Annotated in this window: 22 protein-coding genes and 1 pseudogene; 10 read left to right on the top strand and 13 right to left on the bottom strand. The window is 70.9% G+C overall.

Annotation, left to right across the window (positions count from 1 at the left end; genetic code table 11):
- Window positions 1–68: 68 nt before the first annotated feature.
- Window positions 69–992, bottom strand: coding sequence for a 1-aminocyclopropane-1-carboxylate deaminase/D-cysteine desulfhydrase (locus AC067N_RS34985; RefSeq protein WP_478682965.1), 924 nt, complete (start codon window positions 990–992; stop codon window positions 69–71).
- Window positions 993–1,073: 81 nt separating this feature from the next.
- Entirely contained in the window at window positions 1,074–1,664 is a 591-nt protein-coding gene (locus tag AC067N_RS34990; RefSeq protein ID WP_478682966.1) for an N-acetylmuramoyl-L-alanine amidase, read from the bottom strand.
- Window positions 1,665–1,946: 282 nt separating this feature from the next.
- Here AC067N_RS34990 and AC067N_RS34995 point away from each other — a divergent pair, with 282 nt between their 5' ends.
- The 4 genes and pseudogenes from AC067N_RS34995 to AC067N_RS35010 form a co-directional block, all read left to right on the top strand.
- Complete coding sequence (locus AC067N_RS34995) at window positions 1,947–3,353, top strand: family 2B encapsulin nanocompartment shell protein (RefSeq protein ID WP_478682967.1); 1,407 nt, start codon at window positions 1,947–1,949, stop codon at window positions 3,351–3,353.
- A 45-nt stretch (window positions 3,354–3,398) separates the two neighbouring features.
- Window positions 3,399–4,613: a family 2 encapsulin nanocompartment cargo protein polyprenyl transferase gene (locus tag AC067N_RS35000; RefSeq protein ID WP_478682968.1), complete on the top strand. Its 1,215-nt coding sequence runs from the start codon at window positions 3,399–3,401 to the stop codon at window positions 4,611–4,613.
- A 179-nt stretch (window positions 4,614–4,792) separates the two neighbouring features.
- A complete protein-coding gene (locus tag AC067N_RS35005) occupies window positions 4,793–5,377 on the top strand; it encodes a dihydrofolate reductase family protein (protein ID WP_478682969.1) in 585 nt (194 codons plus the stop codon).
- Window positions 5,378–5,942: 565 nt separating this feature from the next.
- Window positions 5,943–6,047, top strand: a pseudogene (locus tag AC067N_RS35010) (YciI family protein); the annotation flags it as partial.
- Window positions 6,048–6,091: 44 nt separating this feature from the next.
- On the opposite strand, the gene AC067N_RS35015 reads toward AC067N_RS35010, so the two are convergent.
- The 7 genes from AC067N_RS35015 to AC067N_RS35045 all read right to left on the bottom strand — a co-directional run bounded on the left by AC067N_RS35015 (window position 6,092) and on the right by AC067N_RS35045 (window position 12,321).
- Window positions 6,092–6,844 (bottom strand): VOC family protein, encoded by a 753-nt coding sequence (locus tag AC067N_RS35015; RefSeq protein WP_478682970.1) that lies wholly within the window; start codon window positions 6,842–6,844, stop codon window positions 6,092–6,094.
- 68 nt (window positions 6,845–6,912) lie between these two features.
- Window positions 6,913–7,350, bottom strand: a complete 438-nt coding sequence (locus tag AC067N_RS35020; protein ID WP_478682971.1) for a VOC family protein — start codon at window positions 7,348–7,350, stop codon at window positions 6,913–6,915.
- A 9-nt stretch (window positions 7,351–7,359) separates the two neighbouring features.
- The gene (locus tag AC067N_RS35025) at window positions 7,360–7,848 is read right to left on the bottom strand and encodes a helix-turn-helix transcriptional regulator (protein ID WP_478682972.1); all 489 of its coding nucleotides are present in this window, start codon (window positions 7,846–7,848) and stop codon (window positions 7,360–7,362) included.
- Between the two features lie 70 nt (window positions 7,849–7,918).
- Complete coding sequence (locus tag AC067N_RS35030) at window positions 7,919–8,779, bottom strand: carbohydrate ABC transporter permease (RefSeq protein WP_478682973.1); 861 nt, start codon at window positions 8,777–8,779, stop codon at window positions 7,919–7,921.
- Between the two features lie 7 nt (window positions 8,780–8,786).
- On the bottom strand, window positions 8,787–9,782 hold the full coding sequence (locus tag AC067N_RS35035; protein WP_478682974.1) for a carbohydrate ABC transporter permease: 996 nt from the start codon (window positions 9,780–9,782) through the stop codon (window positions 8,787–8,789).
- Between the two features lie 77 nt (window positions 9,783–9,859).
- Entirely contained in the window at window positions 9,860–11,215 is a 1,356-nt protein-coding gene (locus AC067N_RS35040; protein WP_478682975.1) for an ABC transporter substrate-binding protein, read from the bottom strand.
- A gap of 86 nt (window positions 11,216–11,301) precedes the next feature.
- Window positions 11,302–12,321, bottom strand: coding sequence for a LacI family DNA-binding transcriptional regulator (locus AC067N_RS35045; protein ID WP_478682976.1), 1,020 nt, complete (start codon window positions 12,319–12,321; stop codon window positions 11,302–11,304).
- 188 nt (window positions 12,322–12,509) lie between these two features.
- On the opposite strand from AC067N_RS35045, the gene AC067N_RS35050 reads away from it, so the two are divergent.
- From AC067N_RS35050 to AC067N_RS35065, 4 genes are all read left to right on the top strand, one after another.
- Complete coding sequence (locus AC067N_RS35050; protein ID WP_478682977.1) at window positions 12,510–13,862, top strand: glycoside hydrolase family protein; 1,353 nt, start codon at window positions 12,510–12,512, stop codon at window positions 13,860–13,862.
- 381 nt (window positions 13,863–14,243) lie between these two features.
- Complete coding sequence (locus AC067N_RS35055; RefSeq protein WP_478682978.1) at window positions 14,244–15,767, top strand: FG-GAP repeat domain-containing protein; 1,524 nt, start codon at window positions 14,244–14,246, stop codon at window positions 15,765–15,767.
- 87 nt (window positions 15,768–15,854) lie between these two features.
- Window positions 15,855–16,400 carry an RNA polymerase sigma factor gene (locus AC067N_RS35060; protein ID WP_478682979.1) on the top strand — a complete coding sequence of 182 codons (546 nt, stop codon included), beginning with the start codon at window positions 15,855–15,857 and terminating at the stop codon, window positions 16,398–16,400.
- A 29-nt stretch (window positions 16,401–16,429) separates the two neighbouring features.
- On the top strand, window positions 16,430–17,476 hold the full coding sequence (locus AC067N_RS35065; RefSeq protein ID WP_478682980.1) for a hypothetical protein: 1,047 nt from the start codon (window positions 16,430–16,432) through the stop codon (window positions 17,474–17,476).
- 191 nt (window positions 17,477–17,667) lie between these two features.
- On the opposite strand, the gene sodN is transcribed toward AC067N_RS35065, so the two are convergent.
- Window positions 17,668–18,063, bottom strand: a complete 396-nt coding sequence (gene sodN, locus AC067N_RS35070; RefSeq protein WP_020123534.1) for a superoxide dismutase, Ni — start codon at window positions 18,061–18,063, stop codon at window positions 17,668–17,670.
- 146 nt (window positions 18,064–18,209) lie between these two features.
- Between sodN and sodX the strand changes: the two genes are divergently transcribed.
- Entirely contained in the window at window positions 18,210–18,644 is a 435-nt protein-coding gene (sodX, locus tag AC067N_RS35075) for a nickel-type superoxide dismutase maturation protease (RefSeq protein WP_478682981.1), read from the top strand.
- Here sodX and AC067N_RS35080 read toward each other — a convergent pair.
- On the bottom strand, window positions 18,548–19,177 hold the full coding sequence (locus AC067N_RS35080; protein ID WP_478682982.1) for a CGNR zinc finger domain-containing protein: 630 nt from the start codon (window positions 19,175–19,177) through the stop codon (window positions 18,548–18,550). The genes sodX and AC067N_RS35080 overlap by 97 nt on opposite strands.
- Before the next feature lie 99 nt (window positions 19,178–19,276).
- On the opposite strand from AC067N_RS35080, the gene AC067N_RS35085 reads away from it, so the two are divergent.
- A complete protein-coding gene (locus AC067N_RS35085; RefSeq protein ID WP_478682983.1) occupies window positions 19,277–20,059 on the top strand; it encodes a class I SAM-dependent methyltransferase in 783 nt (260 codons plus the stop codon).
- 38 nt (window positions 20,060–20,097) lie between these two features.
- On the opposite strand, the gene AC067N_RS35090 is transcribed toward AC067N_RS35085, so the two are convergent.
- Both AC067N_RS35090 and AC067N_RS35095 read right to left on the bottom strand, forming a co-directional pair.
- A complete protein-coding gene (locus AC067N_RS35090) occupies window positions 20,098–21,855 on the bottom strand; it encodes an AfsR/SARP family transcriptional regulator (protein WP_478682984.1) in 1,758 nt (585 codons plus the stop codon).
- Between the two features lie 92 nt (window positions 21,856–21,947).
- The gene (locus tag AC067N_RS35095; RefSeq protein WP_478682985.1) at window positions 21,948–22,604 is read right to left on the bottom strand and encodes a hypothetical protein; all 657 of its coding nucleotides are present in this window, start codon (window positions 22,602–22,604) and stop codon (window positions 21,948–21,950) included.
- Window positions 22,605–22,841 lie beyond the last annotated feature (237 nt).

Below are 22,841 nucleotides of genomic sequence, written 5' to 3' on the forward strand. Positions count from 1 at the left end.
TCGGCGGCGCCCGGCATGGCAGCAGGTCGTCCGCGGAGTCCGCCGGCCTCGCCGCCACGATCCACGGCTCACGTGGAGAGCGGGCTTCCCGTGACCACCGCGGCGATCCTAGACCCGCGGGAGAAGGCGCCTTCCGTCGCCAGGGAGACAAGTCCGTAGAGCAACTTGGCGACATAGAGACGTTCCACGGGCAGTCCGTGGCGGGCCTCGAAGTCGGTGGCGAAGGCCTCCAGGTCGGGGGTGGTGCGGGCGTAGCCGCCGAAGTGGAAGCGGTCGTCGAGGTCCCAGTGGCCGCGCCGGCCGCCGAATGCGCTCTCCTGCAGCCGGCGTATCTCCGGCTCCAGGAAGCCGCCCTTGAGGACGGGTACCCCGAGGGCGCGTTGGCCGGGGGCCAGTCCGGCGGCCAGACCGGCGAGGGTGCCGCCGGTGCCGCAGGCGACGGCCACGACATCGGCCCGGTCCCGCAGTTCCGTGCCGAGCTCCCGGCAGCCTCGTACGGCGGCGGTGTTGCTGCCGCCCTCGGGGACGACGTAGGCGTCCTCGGCTCCGGCTGCCCGGAGGACGGCGGCCAGGACGGCGGGGTCGGTCTTGCGGCGATACGTCGACCTGTCGATGAAGTGCAGGCGCATGCCGTCCGCCAGACAGCGGGCCAGTGACGGGTTGAGGGGGCGGTCGGCCAGTTCCTGGCCGCGGACCACGCCGACGGTGGGCAGACCGAGGAGACGACCGGCGGCGGCCGTGGCCCGGAGGTGGTTCGAGTACGCGCCGCCGAACGTCAGGAGGGAACGACCGGCCGCCGCGCTCAGGTTGGGCACGAGCTTGCGCCACTTGTTGCCGATGAGCTGCGGGTGGATCAGGTCGTCGCGTTTGAGGAGCAGCCGGACGCCGTGCCGGGCGAAGCGGTCGTCCTCGATCTCCTGGAGCGGGGACGGCAGCCGGGGGTGCAGGGCGGTGGCGGGGTCGGGGCTGCTCACGCGGCCATTGTCGGACATCTGTCCGGGAGTGGCCGCCCGCCCGGCCCCGATGCCGGTGCGGGCCCGCCGCGACGGGGCGACGCGCCCGCGGGACAGGGGCTACCGGAGGCGGTCGCGGATACGGCTTCTCATGGAGGCCATGGTGAAGCCGCGCGGGTCGACCTTGCCGGGCTGCCATTCGAGATGGCCGATGACGGAGCGTTCTGTCCATCCGTGATGGCGGCAGATGGCGGCGGAGACCCGTTCGATCGCTTCGAGCTGGCGCTCGGGCCACGGGTCGAGGCCGTCGCCGAGGTTCTCGCACTCGAAGCCGTAGAAGTGGCGGTTTCCGTCGGTGTTCGCCTCGTTGTCCGCGGGCAGGGCCGTCTCGGCGATCACGGCCCGCAGGACGTCGTCGTCGCCGCTGCCTGCGTGGTTGGCGCGGCCGTAGCCGACGAGATGGACACGGCCGTCCTTGGTGATCACACCGTGACAGAGCGGGCCCGGCAGCCCCGAGTAGCCGTCGCGGCAGATGCGGACGGTGCGCTCGCTGCCGGAGGTGACCGTGTGGTGGATCATCACGCCGTGTACGGGGCCCCACGGCCCCTTGTGGTTGCGGTTGTGGTGCTCCCAGTCGCCGACCTCGACGACCGTGACGCCCTCGTTCTTGAGGATGGTGAGAAATCTGGCCGCGGACATGGGTGGGGCCATGACCGACTCCTTCGTACGGTGCGACAGCCGCTGGTCCGGCCGTCTCGTACGCGGCTTGTACCCATGTCTTCGGGCCGAGGTCAGGTGTCGCTGATACATGCGAGCCGATTCGGTCATCTCCGGAAGAGCCCGAGATGATGGACAAAGTCCCTCGATATGCCCAGTCTTCCTAAGATCCATTCCCGCTCTTTCGGGTAATAGCACCGGCACGCTCCGTGATGTCAGGCTGGATCGCGAGATCGGTGACCGCGATATCAGTGCACACCCGGAGGGGAAATCCGTATGTCGGTAGGCGAAGAGGTCCGTACGCAGACGGAACGGCCGCAGCAGAGTCTCGGCACGGCCGCTGCCCGGAACCTGGCCACCACCACGAAGTCCGCGCCCCAGATGCAGGAGATCAGCTCCCGCTGGCTGCTGCGCATGCTGCCATGGGTGAACGTGCAGGGGGGCACGTACCGGGTGAACCGACGACTCACCTACGCGGTGGGCGACGGCCGTATCACCTTTGTGAAGACCGGCGACCAGGTCGCCGTCATCCCCGCGGAGCTGGGTGAACTGCCGGCCCTGCGGACCTACGAGGACCTGGACGTGCTGGGCGAGCTGGCTCAGCGGTGCGAGCAGCGGGAGTTCGCGCCGGGCGCCGTGCTGGCCGAGTTCGGCAGCCCCGCGGAGGAGGTGTTCCTGCTCGCGCACGGCAAGGTCGAGAAGATCGGCACGGGCCCCTACGGCGACGACGCCGTGCTCGGTGTACTGGCAGACGGGGCCTACTTCGGGGAACAGACGCTGCTCGACGCCGACGCGATCTGGGAGTACACGGCCCGCGCGGTCACCGCGTGCACGGTACTCGTCCTGCCGCGCCAGGCCGTCGAGCAGGTCGCGGAGCGCGCCGAGACGCTCGGTGAGCACCTGCGCCGACTGCGCTCCATCCCGGAGCAGCGCACCAACAAATACGGCGAGAAGGAGATCGACCTCGCCGCCGGCCACAGCGGTGAGCCGGACATCCCGCACACCTTCGTCGACTACGAGGCCGCGCCCCGCGAGTACGAACTGAGTGTCGCCCAGACCGTCCTGCGCATCCACACACGGGTGGCGGACCTCTACAACCAGCCGATGAACCAGACCGAGCAGCAGGTCCGGCTCACCGTGGAGGCGTTGAAGGAGCGCCAGGAGCACGAACTCATCAACAACCGGGAGTTCGGACTCCTCCACAACTGCGAGTACGACCAGCGGCTCCAGCCGCACGACGGCGTGCCCGGCCCGGACGACCTGGACGAACTGCTCAGCCGCCGCCGGGGCACCAAGCTGCTGCTCGCCCACCCGCGCGCGATCTCCGCGTTCGGCCGTGAGCTCAACAAGCGCGGACTCGTCCCGGAGACGATCGACATCGCCGGCAACCGCATCCCCACCTGGCGCGGTGTGCCGATCTACCCGTGCAACAAGATCCCGGTGACCGAGGCGAGGACCACCTCGATCATCGCCATGCGTACCGGAGAGGAGGACCAGGGAGTCATCGGCCTGCGCGCCGCGAACATCCCGGACGAGATCGAGCCCAGCCTGTCGGTGCGCTTCATGGGCATCAACGAACAGGCGATCATCAAGTACCTCGTGACGGCCTACTACTCGGCCGCGGTCCTCGTCCCCGACGCGCTCGGCGTCCTGGAGAACGTCGAGATCGGCCGCTGGCGGTGATCTCACCGAACCGCCACCGTCCGCAGCCTCCTCCGAGGCGATCCCATGGGTGAGTTCATGACGCAGACGCAGCAGAGCCCGGTCGAGACCTCGGAAGGCGGCGCTCCGGACGGCGGGATCCCGGAGAGGCGGAGACACATCACGAGGCCTCCGGACCCGAGGGGAGACCCGGACCGCACGGGGGCGGCGAGCCCCGCCGGTGGCGGGGGCGGACCCGCACGGCAGGGCGCGGCCGGTCCGTCCGCCGGGCAGGAGGCGGCCGAGATCCTGGAGCGGACGCGGCAGTCGGTCGATCCCGAACTGCGCCGGGCGGTGCAGTCGTTGCCCGGTTCGATGCGCCGGGTGGCGTGTTACCACTTCGGCTGGGAGCACGCGGACGGCACTCCGGCCGAGGGCAACGCGGGCAAGGCGATCCGGCCCGCGCTGGTGCTGGCCGCGGTCCAGGCGCTCGGCGGGCACGAGTCCGCCGCCGTCCGGGCCGCCGCCGCGGTGGAGCTGGTGCACAATTTCACGCTGCTGCACGACGACGTGATGGACCGGGACACCACACGCAGGCACCGGCCCACCGCGTGGACCGTGTTCGGGGTGCCCGACGCGATCCTCGCCGGGGACGCGCTGCAGGCCCTGGCGATGCGGTTGCTCGCGGAGGATCCGCATCCGGCGTCGGCCGCGGCCTGCGCGCGGCTCGCCTCCTGTGTCGTCGAGCTGTGCGCGGGCCAGCACACCGACACGGAGATGGAGGAGCGCCGGCCGGAGGAGGTGACCCTGCCCGAGGTGCTCGCCATGGCCGAGGCCAAGACGGGAGCGTTGCTCGGCTGCGCCTGTGCGCTCGGGGCGTTGTACGCGGGAGCCGGTGAGGAGGAGGTCCGGGCTCTCGACGCGTTCGGGCGGGAGGCCGGGCTCGCCTTCCAGCTCATCGACGACGTGATCGGGATCTGGGGCGACCCGGGCCGTACCGGCAAGCCGGCCGGCGCGGACCTCGTCGCCCGCAAGAAGTCCCTGCCGGTGGTCGCCGCGCTCGCGTCCGGCACGCCGGAGGCGGCCGAACTCGCCGAGCTGTACGGGGCGTCGTACGAGGAGGGCGAGCTGGAACGGACGGCGCTCGCGGTCGAGAGGGCCGGCGGGCGGGACTGGGCGCAGATCCAGGCGGCTGACCGCATGGCCCGGGCCATGGACGAGCTGTCCCGGGCGGTTCCGGATCCGGCGGCCGCGGGAGGTCTGCTTGCGCTGGCCGAGTTCGTGACACGTCGCAGCAGCTGAGAAGCCCCGGAGGTGTCGGCACCGTGCCGACCTGACCCCGCACGGTGTCGGTGCCTCCGGTCGGACGCGGGTCCCGCACATCCCCACGGTGTGCGGGGCCCGCCCATGCTTGCAATCACTACAACTGAAGTACTATAAATGGAGTGGTTACCAGGGCGGCATCAGGGAAAGAGGCAGGTTTGCGCAAGCTCACGTATGTCATCGCTTGTTCGATCGACGGGTTCATCGGGGACCCGAAGGGCGACGCGGCCTTCATGTACCCCTACGTGGTGGGGGAGTTCGCCGAGTACCTCAAGACCGAGCACCCGGACATCAACCCGACCCATGTGCGTCGGCTCATCGGGACCGACCACCTCCCGAACCAGGCGTACGACACGGTCATTCAGGGGCGCGTCAGCTACGACGTGGCGCTTAAGGAGGGCATCACCAGCCCGTTCTCGCATCTGCGGGAGTACGTCGTCTCGCGCACGCTGAAGGAGTCGCCCGACCCGAACGTCCAGATCATCTCGACGGACCCGGTCGGCAAGGTCAGGCAGCTCAAGGCGGAGGACGGGGGCCTCGGGATCTACCTGTGCGGGGGCTCTGCCCTCGCCGGGGAACTGATCGACGAGATCGACGAGCTGGTCATCAAGACGTACCCGATCGTGCTGGGGTCGGGGATGCCGATGTTCGGCTCCGGCTTCGACGTCACCGAGTTCGTGCTGGGCGAGGTCCGTGCCTTCGACAACGGGGCGGTGGTGCGGACATACACCAGGAAGCGGTGATCCCCGGGATAGGCGGCGTACGGCGGGGAGCGCCCGGCGGCCGTCGGCCATACCCTGAGGGCATGGGCACCGACGAACAAGTCTGCCCGGCCTGCGGGCAGCCTGTGGCCACGATCGTGCGGCGGCACAAGACGCTGGGCGCGTTCGTACCCGTGTGGGGTCCCGGTCCGTGCAGGAATCCGAAGTGTGAGGCGTACGTCGACAGGGGCGCCGAGGCCGAGGGAGCCGCTGCGCATAAGCCGCGGGCCGTGGCCCGGCGGCCACCTGGTGCGCACGGCTCGGCCGGTTCGCAGGGCCTCGGTACCGCTGAGGCCCCCGGGCAGGAGGCCGCGGAGCAGGTCGAGGACACCACCGAGGGGTGACGGGCTGCCCCGCCCCAGGTGTCGCCGTCCGGTGCCGGGTGGCGCCCCGACACGGTCCCCGACACGGCCGGGAGCGGTGCGTACTGCGGCATCTGCCCAGGCCGGGGAGCCCTCCGACGCGTTGCCGCACATGGCCTCGTAGTCGTACTTCATGAGTCCGCTCCTCGTCCACCTCGGTTCGGATCGCCGCGACGGGCCGCTCCCTGAGCGCGATCAGCGACGACCTCACCGGGACCGGCGAGATGCTCGACGGGCAGGGGCTGGCCGAACCCGCCCGCATCCGGTTCGTCACGCGAGGCGCCGACGGGGCCTCGCCCGCCTCCGCCCCGGCCCTCGTCCCGGGCCCGGTCGCTCACGCGGTCGGCAGTCCTCCGGATTCCGGGTCGCGGCCGGTGAGGCAGTACGTGCCGCCTGCCGGGTCCCGCATCACCGTCCAGTGGGGGCTGTCGGCCACAAAGGTGGCGCCCAGGTGTTCGTGGCGTGTGCGGGTGGTTCGGCGGTCGGCGCAGGCCAGGTCGAGGTGCGCTGACGCGGGGGCAGCGGCTCCGAGGCGCTGGAGGAGGATGCGGACGGGGAGGCCGGCGGGTGGGCGCAGGACGTGGAACTCCGGGAGCGAGCCGGCGTAGGACTCCCAGCCCGTCAGGGCTGCCCAGAACGCGACCTCGCGGTCGAAGGAGTCCGGCGCGTTGTCGAGGCACACCTGGTCCAGCCTGCTGCCGTCGACCACCGGCGGCCGGACCGTCTCCGCGTGCCACGGCACCGCGCAGAAGAGCTGCCCGGCGGGGGAGCGGAGCACCGCCCAGCCGTCGTGCGGGGTGACGACCTCGGCACCGAGGCCGACGCCACGGTCGACGAACCCGGGTACGTCCTCCACGGCGAAGTCGAGGTGGGCGCCGCCGTCGCCGACGGCCACCGCCTGGGCCTTCACACACGCGTCGCCCTTCTCGGGGAGCAGCGTCACGAACTCGCTCCGCTCACCTCGCGGCTCGGACAGCTCCGTCGCCGTCACCGCCGCCCAGAAGGCGCACGCCCGTTCGAAACCGGCCTCCGGCCGGTCCACGAAGGCATACGTCCACCGGACCGCCCCACCCGGCATCCCACCCATGCCACTCCTGCCTTCCATGTCGCGGCCACTCGGCCCAAGGCCACCTTCCCCGCTTGCCTTTGCTCCCTCTACTTCCGCGGCTCCATGAACCGCAGCATGTTGCCCGCCGGGTCGCGGAACGCGCAGTCGCGCACGCCGTAGGGCTGGTCCATGGGCTCCTGGAGGACGTCCGCGCCGGAGGCCTCGACCCGGGAGTAGAGGGCGTCGCAGTCGTCGGTGGTGAAGTTGACGCCGCGCAGGACGCCCTTGGCGAGCAGCTGGGCGATGGCCTCGCGGTCGGCGGGGGAGATGTCGGGGTCGGCGCCCGGGGGTTCCAGGACGATCTCGACATCGGGCTGGAGCGGGGAGCCGACGGTCACCCAGCGCATGCCCTCGAAGCCGACATCGCCACGGACCTCCATGCCGAGGACGTCACGGTAGAAGGCGAGCGCCTTGTCGTGGTCGTCGACCGCGAGGAAGCACTGGGAGAGCTTGATGTCCGTACCGGGGGCCCTGTTCGTATCCATGTGCCCACGCTAAGGGGTGTCCCCGCAGTCCCCGGCGGGCGCGCTGATCCACCGGGGATCACGGGACGACCCTTGGGGCGCCTCGTCCGGTTCCGCCGTACGTATCCGCCGGCGGGAGGGCCTCGTCAGCCGCTTCGCCACACAGGCCGGGATCGCGGCCCCCGACTCGTGCGGACGGGACCGGTAGGCGCTCGGGGTCTCGCCGATCAGCTCCGTGAAGCGGGAGCTGAACGAACCGAGGGACGTACAGCCCACCGCCAGGCACACCTCCGTCACCGTGAGGTCCCCGCGGCGCAGCAGAGCCTTCGCGCGCTCGATGCGGCGGGTCATCAGATACGCGTACGGCGTCTCCCCGTAGGCCGCGCGAAAGCTGCGCTGGAAGTGGCCCGGGGACATCAGCGCGGTCCGCGCGAGGGCGTCGATGTCCAGCGGTTCCGCGTACTCGCGGTCCATGCGGTCCCGCGCCCGCCGCAGCCTCACCAGATCGTCCCGGTTCATGTCTCCAGGATGGCACCCGCCACTGACAAGAGGGCGGGCGCGCGAGGACCGCGGCGGCGTTCCGCGGTGCTCAGCCCTTCACGGCGGAGCTGGCCACGCCCTGGACGAACCATCGCTGGAAGAAGGCGAAGACGATCAGGACCGGCAGGACGAGCAGGACGCCGAAGGCGAGGATCTGGCCCCAGTCCGGCGGCTGCTGGCCCTGGAAGACGCTCATCTCCAGCGGCAGCGGCCGTACCGACGGGTCGGAGACCATCAGCACCGGCCACAGGAACGAACCCCACTGGGTGAGGAAGGTCAGGATCGCGACCGAGGCGAAGGCCGGCTTCGACATCGGGACGATGATCGCGAAGAAGGTGCGCCAGGGACCGGCCCCGTCCAGCCGGGCGGCCTCCTCGATGCTCGGCGGGATGGTGCGGAAGAACGTGTGGAACTGGTAGACCGAGAAGGCGTTCGCGAGGAACGGGAGCGCCTGGATGAAGAGCGTGTTCCGCTGGTCGTTGAACATGTAGAACAGCGGCACCGCCACCGACTCGAACGGCACCAGCATCAGCAGCAGGACCAGGGTGAACACGGCCTCCCTGCCCCGCCACCTGAGCCGTGAGAGCCCGTACGCCGCCATCGAGTTGACGAACAGGCCGCCCGTGACCACCACGAAGGCCAGCAGCAGCGAGACGCCCATGAACTGCCAGAAGTAGCCGGTGCTGTCGGAGTTCAGGTTGTCCAGGACGGCGGCGTAGTTGTCGAAGGACAGATGGGTCGGGAGGAAGCCGGACAGGCCGTTCAGCACCTCGTCGGACGGCTTGAGGCTGCCGAGGAGGAGGTACAGGACGGGCAGCGTGAAGACGAACGCCAGGACGGAGAGGACGGCGTAGTCGAGGAAACGGCGCAGGGGCCCGCGGGAGAGACCGGTGGCGGTGCTCGTACTCATGGCTGAGTCAGTCCTCGTTGTCGGGCCGGACGATGCGGCGCTGGATCAGGGTCAGGACGACGACGATCAGGAAGAAGACGACGGTGATCGCGGACGCCTGCCCGATGTTGTTCTGGTCGAAGGCGGTGGTCACGGCCTGGTACATCACCGTCCGGGCCGCGTCCTCGTCGAGCCCCCCGCCCTTGACCAGGACGTACACCTGGTCGAACACCCGGAACGACAGCACCGACGTGAGCAGCGCGACGAACACGAGGGTGCCCCGGATGCCGGGCAGCGTGACGTGCCGGAACTGCTGCCAGCGGGAGGCCCGGTCTAGCTGGGCGGCCTCATAGCGCTCGTCCGGTATCTGCTGGAGCCCGGCGAGCAGGATCACCATCTGGAAGCCGACGCCCTGCCACACCGACAGCACGATGACCGAGGCCATCGCGGTCAGTCCGTCGCCGAGCCAGTCGAACGCGCCCCAGTTGCCGAGACTCACGGCGTCCAGGGCGGAGTTGAGCATGCCCTGCTCGCTGCGGGCGAGGATCAGCCGCCAGATCACGGCGACCAGGGCCATCGGGAAGACGACCGGCATGAAGAAGAAGGACCGGAAGAGTCCGATCGCCTTCAGCTTGCGGTTGAGCAGGATCGCGAGGCCGAGGGCGAGGCCGGTCTGGAGCGGTACGACGACCACGGCGAAGGTCAGGTTGTTCAGCAGGGCCCGCAGGAACGGGCCGGACAGATCGGGGTCGGTGAACAGCCGCCGGTACTGCTCGACGCCGAAGAAGGTGGGCTCCAGCGGGGAGCCGAGGCGCACGTTGTAGAAGGAGAGCACCACGGCGTAGCAGAAGGGGATGCCGACGAAGGCGATCAGCCCGGCGACGGCGGGCGCGGACATCAGCAGTCCGTGCAGCCACTCGCGGCTGCGGCGGGACGGACGGGCGGGCTTCGCGGGGGCGGGTGTCATGGGTGGCGCCTGGTCCCGGCCGGACGGCGCGGTGTGCGCGGGTTCCACGGTTTTCACGGGGTCCTCTTCCCGGCGGGGCGGGCGGCCGCGAGGGGCGCGCCCGCCCCGGTCGATGGGTCCGACAGGGCGCGTGCTTACGGGATCTCGTAGCCGGCGTTGTCCGAGAAGTCCCGGTCGATGGCGCGGGCGGCCTTGGCCAGGGCTTCCTTCGGGTCACTGCCGCCGTAGACCGAGTTCAGGGCCTGGCTGAACTTCTCCGTCACCACCGGGTATCCGGCGGTCACCGGGCGGGTGACGGCGACACAGGACTTGCTGATGTCACTGTCGCCGCACGGCTTGGCCAGCTGGTCGGCGAAGAGCTGGAGCGGGCCGCCCTGCTTGTACAGCTCGCTCGCGGCGAGTGCGGACTTGGTGGCCGGGGGCGCGCCGTTGGCCTTGGTCATCGCGGTGACGTTGGCGTCGTCGAGGAGGTAGTCCATGAACGCGCCGGCGGCCTTGGCGTTCTTGCTGTCGGCCCCGATGCCCCAGGACCACGAGCCCTGACCGGTCTTGGGACCGTCGCCGAAGTCGGGCAGCGGCAGCACGACCAGGTCCTCGCCGAGGGCCTCGCTGTAGGCGGGGTACATCCAGTGGCCGACCCAGCTGAGGGCGACACGGCCCTTGGCGAAGGCGTTGCCGTCGGTGTTGGGGTCGACGGTGCTCTTCCAGGACTGGAAGGTCTTCAGGGCCGACACCACGGCCGGGGTGTCGAGGGCGCCCTCCGCCTTGCCGTCCTTGAGGAGGGAGCCGCCGGCCGACCAGACGATCGGGGCGAATCCGTAGGTGCCCCACTCGTTGGCGAGGCCGTTGCCCTCCTGGATGTCGAGGACCTTGCCGTCGGAGTCCTTCGCCTTCAGCGCCTTCAGCGCGGCGTCGAACTCGTCCGCCGTCCACGCGTCGTCCACGCCCTTCGGGTACTTCACCCCGGCGGCGTCCAGCAGCTTCTTGCTGCCGTACATGCCGAGGCCCGAGTCGAACATGCCGAGGCCGTAGTGCTTGCCCGCTATCTCGCCCTGCGCCTTGCTGGCGTCGGTGGCGTTGGACAGGGTCTTCGCGGAGACGTAGTCGTCGATCGGGGCGAGCTTCTTGTTGAAGACGAAGTTCGCCATGGTCGGACCGTCGAACTCCAGGACGTCCGGCAGCTCCGACGCGTCGGTCGCGGTGATGGTCTTGGTGTAGTCGGTCTCGGGTATCAGCTTCAGCTCGACCTTGACCTTGTCCTGCGAGGAGTTGAAGGACTTCACCGCGTTCTGCAGCGCGGCGGCCTCGCTCTTCTGGCCCTGGTGGGCCCAGACGCTGATGGTGCCCTCACCACTGCCGGCCTCGGCGGAGGTGTCGGATCCGCCGCCCCCGCCGCAGGCGGCCAGCGCCGCCAGGGGAAGGACGAGCGCCAGGCCCGTGGAGGCGGTGCGGCGGAACCTTCTGCTGGTCGAGCGGTTGATGGAACTCATGGACTGTGCCTCCGTGCGGGACGAGGGTGCGGGGTGCGGGGGTGGGTTCTGGAAGGGGGAAGTGGGGGTGTGGGGCTTGTCGGGGGTCACTGCGGTCCCCGAGGGCGCGGCGGTGCCGTGGTCTCGCGCAGGACGAGGCGGATGGGCATCTCCACCCGGCCCTCAGGGACGGCGTCGGGCTCGTCGAGCTGCCGCAGCAGCAGCCGCGCGGCCTCCGCGCCCTGCCCGGCGACCGGTTGGGCGACGGTGGTCAGCCCGACCACGTCGGCGAGTTCGTGGTCGTCGAAGCCGACGACCGACACGTCGTCCGGCACCCGGAGCCGATGCCGCCGCAGCGCGCGCAACGCGCCCATCGCCATCTCGTCGGACTGCGCGAACACCGCGGTCGGCGGACGGGAGGCGGCCAGCAGCTCCGTCATCGCCCGCTCGCCGCCCTCCACGGTGTAGTCGCCGTCCGCCTCCAGCGCCGGGTCGTGCTCGATCCCGGCCTCGGCGAGGACGTGCAGATAGGCGGCGCGACGGTCGACGGGAGTGGTCCAGTGCAGGGGCCCGCTCGCCCCGGAGATCATGCCGATCCGGCGGTGGCCGAGGTTCACCAGATGCCGTACGGCACTCTCCGCGCCCGCCCGGTCGTCGATGCCGACCACCGTGAAGCCGGGGCGCGCACCGCCCACCGTGGAGGCCAGCGGCACGCCGAGCGAACGCAGCGCGGCAGACTCCTCCTCGTCGGGTATCAGCAGCGACAGCACCGCGTCCACGCGCTTGCGGACCGGCATCTTGGTGAAGAAGCGCTTGCGTGCCTCCGCCGACCCGAGGTTGTAGAGCAGCACGTCGTACCCGGCGGCGCTGAACACCTGCTCCGCCGCGTCGAGGACCGTGCCGAAGAACCACCGGCCGATGTACGGGGCGACGACCCCGATGGTGTAGGTCCGCCCGCTGGCCAGGCTGGACGCCGAGCGGGAGGCCGTGTAGCCGAGCTGCGCGGCGACGGCCGCGATCTGGGCGCGGACCTCGTCCGACACGCCCGGCCGGCCGCGCAGGGCGCGGGACACGGTGGACGCCGAGACCCCGGCGGCGCGGGCGACATCGGTGATGCTGACGGTCACGGCGGACTTCTCCCGTCGGTTGCACGTCTTCACGGCGGTGTGAGCTGTGGGTGACGTGACCGTAAACCCGACCTCGTTGTTGCGCAAGCGTTTGCGTTCAGTTTTACTTGGGCCGATTCTGAAGCGAGATCTAAAGGGTCCATGGTCAGCGCACGCGTTTGGGCGCTGCGAGTCGACAGGAACTTTGCATGCGATACGCCCCGCCCGGCCTCTGCGTGAACGACTTCGCCCTGCTGCGCGACGACGACGGCACCTATGCGGTGCTGCACCTCCAGGGGCCGTGGACCACGGAGTTCGACCACCTGAGGATGGAGACCTCCTACGGCAGGGCCACCTCGACCGACCTGGTCGACTGGCGGCCGCAGGGCACCGCCTTCGGCAACGGGCTTCCGGGCCGCTTCGACCAGCAGGCGGTGTGGACGATGCACCCGCTCCGGCACGGCTCCGGGATGGCGATGTTCTACACGGGCGTGAGCGGACTGACCCCCGAGGGCTGGCCGTTGCAGTCCGTCGGCCTCGCGTACTCCGACCGCACGGACGGCACCGGCTGGCGACGCCACGGCACGGCACCCGTCGTCGAGGCCGACCCCCGCTGGTACCGCACGGCCGACCACATGGGCTGGCGGGACCCGTTCGTGGTGCGGGACGACGAGGGCGACGGCTGGGCGATGGTGATCTGCGCGAGCGACGCCTCGCTCCCGGTGGAGGTCAGCGGCTGCGTGGCCCTCGCCACCTCGCCCGACCTGGAGCACTGGACCGTCCACCCGCCGCTGCTCTCCCCCGGCGACGTCGACGAACTCGAATGCCCGGTCCTGGAACGCCTCGACGACGGCAGCTGGCTGCTCCTCGGCTCCATCGGCGCGACCCGGGGCTTCGAGTCCTGGACGGCGCCCACCCTTCGCGGACCCTGGACCCGCCGCGGCCCCCTCGGCCCGACCGGTGCCTACGCGCCCCGTGTCGTCCCCGCCCCCGACGGCACCCGCGTGGTCCTCCACACCACGCCCCGCCGCGTCGGCCTCACCGACACCGGCGACCGCTGCCGGGGCATGCTCGCCCAGCCCAAGTCCCTGGTCGTCCCGGAGGATGCGGCACCCCGCCTGGAGTGGTGGCCGGGCCTGGACCGCTGGCTGGGCGCGGAGACGGACGGACCCGTCCTGCACGCGGTCGGCGACATCGCCGTCTCCGGCCGCCCGGTGGAGATCACCCTGCGCACGGACGCGCCCGGCTCCGCCCGCCCGGTCCTCACCCTCGGCTGCGACGGCAAGTACCTACGGGCCACGGGCCCCGACGGCACCCCCCTGGGCGAGGCGGTGCTGTCCGAGCCCCCGGCCGAGCTGCGCGTCCTGGCCGTCGGCGAGTACGTGGAGGTGTACGCCGACGGGGTCTTCGCCCTGACGACCCTGTGCTACTCGGGCCATCCCGCCCCCTGGACGGCGACCCGCGACGGCGTCACCCGCCCGATCCCGACCCGCCCCGTCCGCCTCCCCGACCCGAACCGCGACGACGCGTCGGCCGTCTGGCCGGGGCCGGAGGCCGGCTGAGCCGGGTCCTGGGGCGGGTGGGGCTGGGGCCGTCGATCGGTTGAGCCGGGGCGGGCGGCCGGCTGAGCTGAGCCTGACGGCTGGTTGCGGGGGGCGGTGGCACGTCGACCCGGGGCCGGCGGTCAGTGGAGCTGGTGCCCCGACGGCGGGGTGATCCGGGCCTGACGGCATGTTGCCCCGACGGCGGGGTGAGCCGGGCCTGACGGCATGTTGCCCCGACGGTGGTGACGCAGGCGCGAGGTCGACGGTCGGCTTGGCCGGGCGCGGGCCCCCCGCCTTCCTCGGCGCGTCAACCCACGCGGGGCCGGCCGGCCCCGCCCCCGGCGGCAACCTTTCCGGTCCGCCGGCAGTCCAGTGTGTGTCCCGGTGGGTGTTGTCGATGTGAACGTGCGAGGTCCCGTGGAGCGGCTGACGCGGATACCACAGATCCCGCGGCGGGGATCGCGGTCGGCGGCGGCCGGGTGGGGCGGACGTCCACGGGGACTGGCCGCCGCCGCACTGGCCGCCGTACTGGCCGCCGTACTGCTGGCGGGCTGCGGCTCAGCCCAGCGTCCGACCGCGGGCGCCGACGGAGAGGAGCGGCCTCCGGCCGCCGGTGAGAGCCGCGCGGAGCAGCAGCGGTCCCAGGGCGCCCTCCGGGGCGAGCGGCCAACCGCCGGACAGCCCTCCCAGCACCCCAGGCCGGAGGATCTCAACGGCGACGGCCACGACGACTTCGCCGCCGTGGTCTCGGGCGGAGGCCTGGTGGTGGTCTACGGCTCGGCGAGGGGACTGGATCCGCGCCGACGCACCGTGGTCCCTGGGGTCGGGGCCCGCGCCGGCACCGAGCCCGAGCAGACACGGCTCCTGCGTACCGACCTCGACCACGACGGCTACACCGATCTCGTGCGCGCCCCGCAGAGCGGCGGACCCACCGTGCTGTGGGGCGGGCCGCGCGGTGTGGCCGACCCGCGGCCGCTCACCGGGACGGCGACCAGCCCCACGGCCACCGGCGACTTCGACGGGGACGGCAACGCCGACCTGTTCCTCCCCGGCGGCACCGAGGGCCCCGAGGGAATCGTCTGGTACGGCCCCGTCCGGCGCGGAGGCGCACCCGCCCGCGTCCAGAAGCTCGGCAACGGCCGCCCGCCGGACTCGATTCCGGCGCGCTCCCTGGCCGGCGACTTCGACGGTGACCGGGCCACCGATCTCGCGCTCCGGTTCCACTGGACCGATCCGGACAGTGAGGGCGACGGCGAGGTGACGGTCAGCGGGCTGCAGTATCTGCGCGGCGGTCCGGAAGGGCTGAAGCTCGCCGAGCGCCGCGAGCGGCCGGACCTCGGCCTGGAGGGGCAGCCGGGGGACGTGAACGGCGACGGCATCGACGACCTGTACTCGGCGAGCTTCCTCGCCTCCCGGAGGCAACTGACCGCCGGATACCGGCTCAGCACCCGCTCCGGACCCGAGAGCGGCGAGCGGGGCGGCATGGTCACGGGCTCCCCGCCGGGCCTGAGGGACGCCCCGCAGTACGGAGGCACGGGCGGCACCGCCCTCGGCGACGTCACCGGGGACGGCAGCGCCGATCTGGTCACCTCGGCGACCGGCGCCAACGACAGCAACGGCGTCGTCTGGCTGGTCCCCGGTCTCCGGACGGCCACCGCCGACGCGGTCCGGGCGGTGACCCTCGACACGCCCGGGATCCCGGGAAGCGACACCCCCGCCGCCGGCCGGGGGCCGACCCGCAACCGCATCACCGTCGTCGGCCCGCTCCTCGACACCGACGGCGACCGGCACCTGGACGTGATCGTCGGCGCCCCCGGCTTCCTGGACGCCAGGAAACGCGGCCTGGACGCGTTCTGGGTGCTGCGCGGCACCGACGAGGGGATGACGTACCAGCGGCACTTCACCACCGAAGACCTCCTCTGATCGTCCCGACCGGGCGGCCCCCGGCTGTAACCCTCGCGCGGTGCCGGACACAGACAAGGTGAGGCCATCGCGCAGGGGAGGGCGGGTGTGAGCGGACCGATGGACGATCCCGGGCGGTTCGAGGAGGTGTACCGGCGGACGTACCTACCCGTGCTCAGGTTCCTGCGCAGGAGGCTGCCCCCGGCCGCCGCCGAGGACGCCGCGGCCGAGGTGTTCCTCGCCGCCTGGCGGAACCGGCACGGGCTGCGCGGCGGGGAACTGCCCTGGCTGTACGGCATCGCACGCCGCGTCGCCGCCAACGCCGTACGCGCCCGGGACCGGGCCGACCGGCTGGACGACCGCATCCGCGCCGACCACGAGGACGGGGCCGAACCGGCGGCCGAGGAAGAGGTCCTGCGACGACTCGGGGCGCGAGGAGTGCTGGACCGGCTCCCCGCGCGGGAGCAGGAGGTGCTGCTCCTCGTGGCGTGGGACGGGCTGGGCGTGCGCGACGCGGCCAGGGTCATGGGGTGCGGTGTCGGGGCCTTCAAGGTCCGTCTGCACCGCGCGCGCCGACTGCTGGAGGCGGCGGTGGCCGCGGACGAGGCCCGGCTTCCGGAGGACAGGCAGCCAGTGGACGGGAGGACGCGGTGAAGGGGGATCTCAGGAGGGTGCGGGAGCTGATGCCTCCCGACCCACAGGCCGGCTTCGGGCGCGACGACGCCCTCCCGGCACGGGCCGAGCGGGAACTGGCGGCGCTCCTGGCCACCGAGGCCGCGCCGGCGCCCCCGGCCCGAACGGGCATGTCCCGCAGGCGGGTCCTGCTGGCCGGCGGTGTCGTGGCCGCGGCTACCGCGGTCGCCGCCTCCGGTGAGCTGGGCCGGTTGCTCGGGGCGGGCGGGGAGGCACAGGCCATGGTGACGCCGCCCGTGCTGACCCTGCGGGCCATCCCGGGGACCTCGTCGCACGACGTGCTGGCCGAGTTGGCCGAGAAGGTGAGCGGGCTCGCGCCGGACACCGTGCGGGGCCCGTACCTCTACGTCAAGCGATGGGAGTGGTGGCTCAACACCGCGGGTGACGTGCCCGGCGGAGTCGCCAACGCCGCGGTGCCGACGGTCACCCAGCAGTGGATCAGGACGTCCGACGGGGCGGGCCGGGAGCGGAGGGCGTACGGCGCGCCGTACTTCCCGAACCCGGACCAGGAACGCGACGCCCGTGCGGCGGGGCTGGTCGAGGGCGGGGGCGTCCGGGACGAGCGGCACGGCCGCGGGTACTTCGCGCCGGACTCCGCATGGCAGGCGCTGCTCCCCTTCTCGACGGACCCCGACCGGCTGCTCACCCAGCTGAGGAAGGTCAACTGGGAGGGAGGGAGGCTGATCTGGGGCGTCTCCGCCATGCTGGACGAGGCCGGACGGGCCTCGGGCGGTACGGCCGAGCCCGCGCTGCGGGCGGCGGCGCTCCAGGTCCTCGCGAGGCGGACCGATGTGAAGGTGTCGACGACCACCACCTGGCACGGCCGGCAGGCACTCGCGATCACCCAGGAGGGCGGGCACAGGAAGGCTGTCTTCCGGGACTCGCTGCTCGTCGACCCGGCGACCGGCTGCCCGGTCGGCGGCGAGGAGGCGGTGCTGGGCGACCCGTTGAGCCTGGGGATCGCCGTGCCCGGGACGATCTCGGTGAGCGAGGTCCTGGCCCGCGGAACGGTGACGGACACCCGGAGCACGGTCTGAAGGGTCACGGACACCGGACGACCGCGGTCCGAACGGTGCCCCACCCGACCGGAGTCGGGGCTGCGGCCTCCCCCGAACACGACCGCACCCGGACCGTCATGGACGCCGTGCTCGGCGGCCTGCGGACCGGGTGCGGACGGGATGACCAGGCGACCGAGGAGGTCGCAGGGCCGGAAGGCGGGATCGGGCGATCAGGCCTTCTTGGTCTCCCAGAAGATCTTGTCGATCTGGGCGATGTAGTCGAGCGCCTTCTGGCCCGTCGCCGGGTCGGTGGAGGCCTTGGCGGCCGAGAGGGCCTTCAGGGCGTCGTTGACCAGCTGGTGCAGCTCCGGGTACTTCTCGAAGTGCGGGGGCTTGAAGTAGTCGCTCCACAGGACCGACACGTGGTGCTTGGCAAGCTCGGCGCGCTGCTCCTTGATGACGGTCGCGCGAGCCTGGAAGTGCGGGTCGTCGTTGGCGGCCATCTTCTCCTGCACGGCCTTCACCGACTCCGCCTCGATGCGGGCCTGGGCCGGGTCGTACACGCCGCAGGGCAGGTCGCAGTGCGCGCTGACCTTGACCTTGGGGGCAAACAGGCGGGAAAGCATGGAGCGTTCCTTCCTCGTGATCGTCTTCTCAGGTGGGACATTACTCCCTGCGTGAGAGGTTTTCTCGAGTGCCCCCATGGGCTTAGGACAAAAGTCCGGGGTCAGACTGGGACTGGTGGAGGATCGGACCGGGGAGGTGCCGCGGGATGCCGGAGCCGGCGCAGGAGAGCGAGCGGGCGAGTGCCGTTCTGCCCTTGGGGGTGGCCGAGGTGACGGGACCGTCGATGGTGCCGACGCTGCACCACGGGGACCGGTTGCTCGTCCACTACGGGGCGCGGCTGAGGATCGGTGACGTGGTCGTGCTGCGGCATCCCTTCCAGCAGGACCTGCTCGTCGTCAAGCGCGTGGCCGAGCGGAGGGACGGGGGCTGGTGGGTGCTCGGGGACAACGCGTACGCCGGCGGGGACAGCACGGACTACGGGACGGTCCCCGACGAGCTCGTGCTCGGCAAGGTCCGGTTCCGCTACCGGCCCCGGCCGGACGGTCAGCGCTCGCCGTTCGCCGTGGCCCGCTGGGTGTTCTCGGCGGCCCGGCCGGTGTTCTGCGACCGGTCCGCCTCCAGGCGTTTGCGGGCGCGGTAGGCCGCCACGTTGGCACGGGTCGCGCAGCGGTCGGAGCAGTAGCGCCGGGAGCGGTTGGTGGAGGTGTCGAGGTAGGCGTTGCGGCACGGCGCGGCCTCGCACAGCCCGAGCCGGTCCACGCCGTACTCGGTCAGATGGAAGGCGAGCCCCATCGCGGCGATGGCGGCGTAGCCGGCCGTCGCGTTGGAGGGGTGATCGGCCAGGTGCATGTGCCACAGCGGGCGGCCGTCGTCGTCCCGGAAGTCGTGGCCGGAGATCTGCGGGCTCACGGGGAACTCCAGCAGCAGCGAGTTCAGCAGGTCCACGGCGAGCGTCTCGTCGCCGCCGTCCGCCGCCTCGAAGACCGAGCGCAGCCGTGTCCGCACCGACCGGAACCGGGTGACATCGGCGTCCGTCGCCCGCCGGGCCGCCGACTGGTTGCCCCCGAAGAGGTCGCGGACGGCCTCCACCGAGGTGAGCGTGTCCTTGCCCCGGAGCGGTTCCTCGCTGTTCACGAGGCGCACGGCGTAATCCGAGTAATAGGCCAGTTCCACTTGTAGTCCTTACGGGGGCGCTCTATCGTCGTGGTGCGGGTCAGGTAACAGCTGATCGTGCTTTCAGGGTATTACGGTGTACCGCGAGAAGGGGCTCCCATGACGACGACCACCGGCACCGGCAGCGGAACCTCGTTCGGCACCGACTGGCAGGCCTGGCAGCGCAGCTGGGACCGGCAGCAGGAGTGGTACATGCCGGACCGCGAGGAACGGTTCCGGGTGATGCTCGACATGGTCGAGGCACTCGTCGGCCCCGAGCCCCGCGTCCTCGACCTCGCCTGCGGTACGGGATCCATCACGTCCAGGCTGTTCGCGCGGTTCCCGAAGGCCCTCAGCACCGGCGTCGACCTCGACCCCGCGCTGCTCACCATCGCCGAGGGCACCTTCGAGGGCGACCGCCGCGTCACCTTCGTCACCGCCGACCTCACCGACCCCGACTGGCCCACCCAGCTCCCGTACGACTCGTACGACGCCGTGCTGACGGCCACAGCCCTGCACTGGCTGCACAGCGAACCCCTCGCCGCCCTCTACGGTCAGGTCGCGGAGCTCGTCCGCGACGGCGGTGTCTTCATGAACGCGGACCACATGATCGACGAGACCACGCCCCGGATCAACGCGGCGGAGCGCGCGCACCGCCACGCCGGTATGGAACAAGCCAAGGCGCACGGTGTCGTCGACTGGGCCGAATGGTGGCAGCTCGCCGCCCAGGACCCGGTTCTCGCCGCGCCGACGGCCCGCCGTTTCGAGATCTACGGCGAGCACGCGGACGGCGACATGCCGTCCCCGGCGTGGCACGCGCGCGTTCTGCGGGAGAAGGGCTTCGCGGAGGCCCGCCCCGTCTGGTGCTCGCCCTCCGACACGCTGCTGCTGGCCCTCAAGTAGTCCTTCAGCAGGGCGATTTGAGGGCGACCGCATGGCCGTTATCTCGTATCCTCCAACGCGTGCTCCCCTGCAACCATCTGCGAGACGAAGGCCCGTACCGGCGTCAGTAGCCGAAATCTGCGGCCACGCGGTGTGCTTTGTGACTGGACGAACGACTGATCGACGAGTGCCGCCAGCACTTGGAGAGTGTCGGCGGCGCAGAGGTGGGGCTCGGCCGCCGCCTCTACGTCCGCCAGAGCAAACTCCCCTTCCCGCTCGGCGAGCTGACGCAGCAGCTGCTTCTCCTGCGCGCTGAGGCGGTCATATGCCCAGGCGAAGACAGAGGTGAGGGTCTTGTGCTGTGGCGATATGTCAAAGGTGGGATCCAACAGACAGTGCAGACCCGTGTCCAGCCGCTCGGCCAGTTCGCGGAGGGAGAGCACCCGCAGCCGGGCCGCCGCCAGTTCGATGGCCAGGGGTAGTCCGTCGAGATGTCGGCAGATCTCCGCGACCAGTGTCCGCTGTCCGGCGCTTACGCGGAAGCCTGGCGTCGCCTGTGCGGCCCGTTGCATGAACAGACAGGTGGCGGGTGTCTCCTCGTCCGCAACCGGCGTAGGCAGCGGGCCCAGCGGCCAGGTCACCTCTTCGCTGATCCGCAGCGGAGTCCGCGAGGTCGCCAGCACGGCGCTGCCCGGCTGGGAGAGCAGCCTTCGCGCCAGTATGGCCGAGTCTGGCAGGCGCTCGCAGCCGTCCAGGACGAAAAGGGTTTGCCCTCCGATGTCGTGGTCGGCCGGTGCGTCGAGAGAGGTGTTCCCGACGCCGACAGGGCCTATGACGGAGACCCCGTTCGTGAAGTGGGCGCCCAGTGCCCGGGCGGTGGCCAGGGCGAGCGCCGACTTGCCGCATCCGCCGGGACCCGTGACGGTCACAAGTCCGCCGCGCAGCGTGAGGTCGGCGAGCTCGGCATGTTCCCTCTCCCGGCCCACGACGGTGATGTACGGCCGCACGCCGTGCCACGGGTGCTGCGGGGGTGTCGCACTCCAGCCTGTTGCGGCACGTGCTCCGGTCCCCGTACCCGTTTCCACCCCGGCTTCCGCAAGGAACCGGCCGTGCAGTTCCCGCGACTCCTCTCCAGGCCCCACGCCGAGTTCACTGGTGAGGAAGCCGTGCAGCTCCTGGTAGGTCTCCAGCGCCTCCCTGGTGCGGCCGCACCTGTGCAGGGCCATCATCAGGCGAGCCCACCGCTGTTCTCGGAATGGCTCGGCCCTCACCAGCCGCTTGAACTGCGCAACGATGTCGACTTGGTCACCGGTGGCGAGATGCGCGTCCATCAATTCGTCCTCTGCGGACAGGCGTAGTTCCCGCAGCCTGACTGCCTCGTCCCGCAGGGGTTCCGTCAACTCGAGTGCTTCAAGGATGTCGCCCTGCCACAGGTTCGCTGCCGCGGCGAAGCCTCGCATGGCGTCCCATGGGCGGCTGGCGCGTGCGGCGGTGCGGGCCTCGGCGACGAACCGCTCAAAGACAGCCGCGTCGAGGTCCTCGGCCTCGACCGCAAGTCGGTAGCCGTTTGGCGTCGTCGTCAGCAGAGCGTCACCCAGCCGGTTTCGTAAGGTCGAGACATAGGCATGGAGATTGGCTCGCGCCGACGGTGGCGGTGCGTCCTGCCACAGCGCGGTGGTCAGCTCATCGAAGGAAACGGTACGGCCGTTGCGCAGAAGCAGCATGGCGAGCAGAAGACGCGGCTTGCGGCGTGGCAGTACAACCCGGTCACCTGTGTCCGTATAGGTGCGCAATTCTCCCAGAATATAGAACTTCATGAGTCGAACTCCCCGTGTTCAGTCGCGTCAGGCTACTGAACACGGGGAGTTCGAGCACCTGTACTAAAGTGCTGCAGGGCCCGGTACGGCTGCTATTTGAAGACCTTCGCGCAGACCTTGAGGGACTTGGCGAACGAGTCGTCGTAATGGTTCACGACTGCCGTGGCTGTCACGTCGGCCCGCAGGCAGATGCTCTTGCGCCCGGGATAGGGGCCGGCGTCCAATCCCTCCGGCTTGAACGTGGCAGGGCGCCCCGTGTTGAACTGGTAGTACTTTGCGCTGTTCTTGGAGAAGCTGGACGAGCGCTTGGCGGTCTTTATGCGGCCGCACTTATGGCTCGGCGTGACACCGACGGCGAAGGGGTAGCTCACGGTAATGGCCGTGGAAGTCTTGCACTTGTAGTCGTAGAACCGCTGCGACATCTTCGCGGCGGTCAGTTTGCGCGGTGCGCCATTGGCATGGCAGTTGCCCTTGACGATCATCTCCATCTGAGGCTTCTTCAGTCTGACTCGGTCGACCCATATGTCCTTGAGTCCAACAGTGTTGGGTTTGCGCCACCAGCGATACTCCATCGTCCCGCTGATGTTGACCGTGACGCATTTGTCAAGCGGATCGGACCAGGTCGAGAATCCGGCGGCGTATGGCTTGCTCGACCAGCGCAGGTCGACTGCTTCCGCCTGGGTATTCAGACCGACGACCATGGCCAGGGCCAACGGCACGATGGCCAACGTCTTCTTCATCGCCTTCATGCGTGCCTCTCTCGCAGGGGAGGGACGGCGATCACCGTCGCCGAACGCGACAGCCATGATCGGTCCGGACGCCATGCACCCCGCCACGCAGATTTGCATGGCGGGGTGCGGATGACTCCTACGTGGCGGGCGTGAAGTCGCGGCGGATGCTCCTATGGATGTCAAGCCGCAGGAGCGAGGTCGGTTTGCGTGATTGGTTCGGTTGGTGTGCTGGTGAGAGCGCGGTAGATCTCGCGG

The sequence above is a fragment of the Streptomyces sp. NPDC042364 genome (assembly GCF_056437585.1).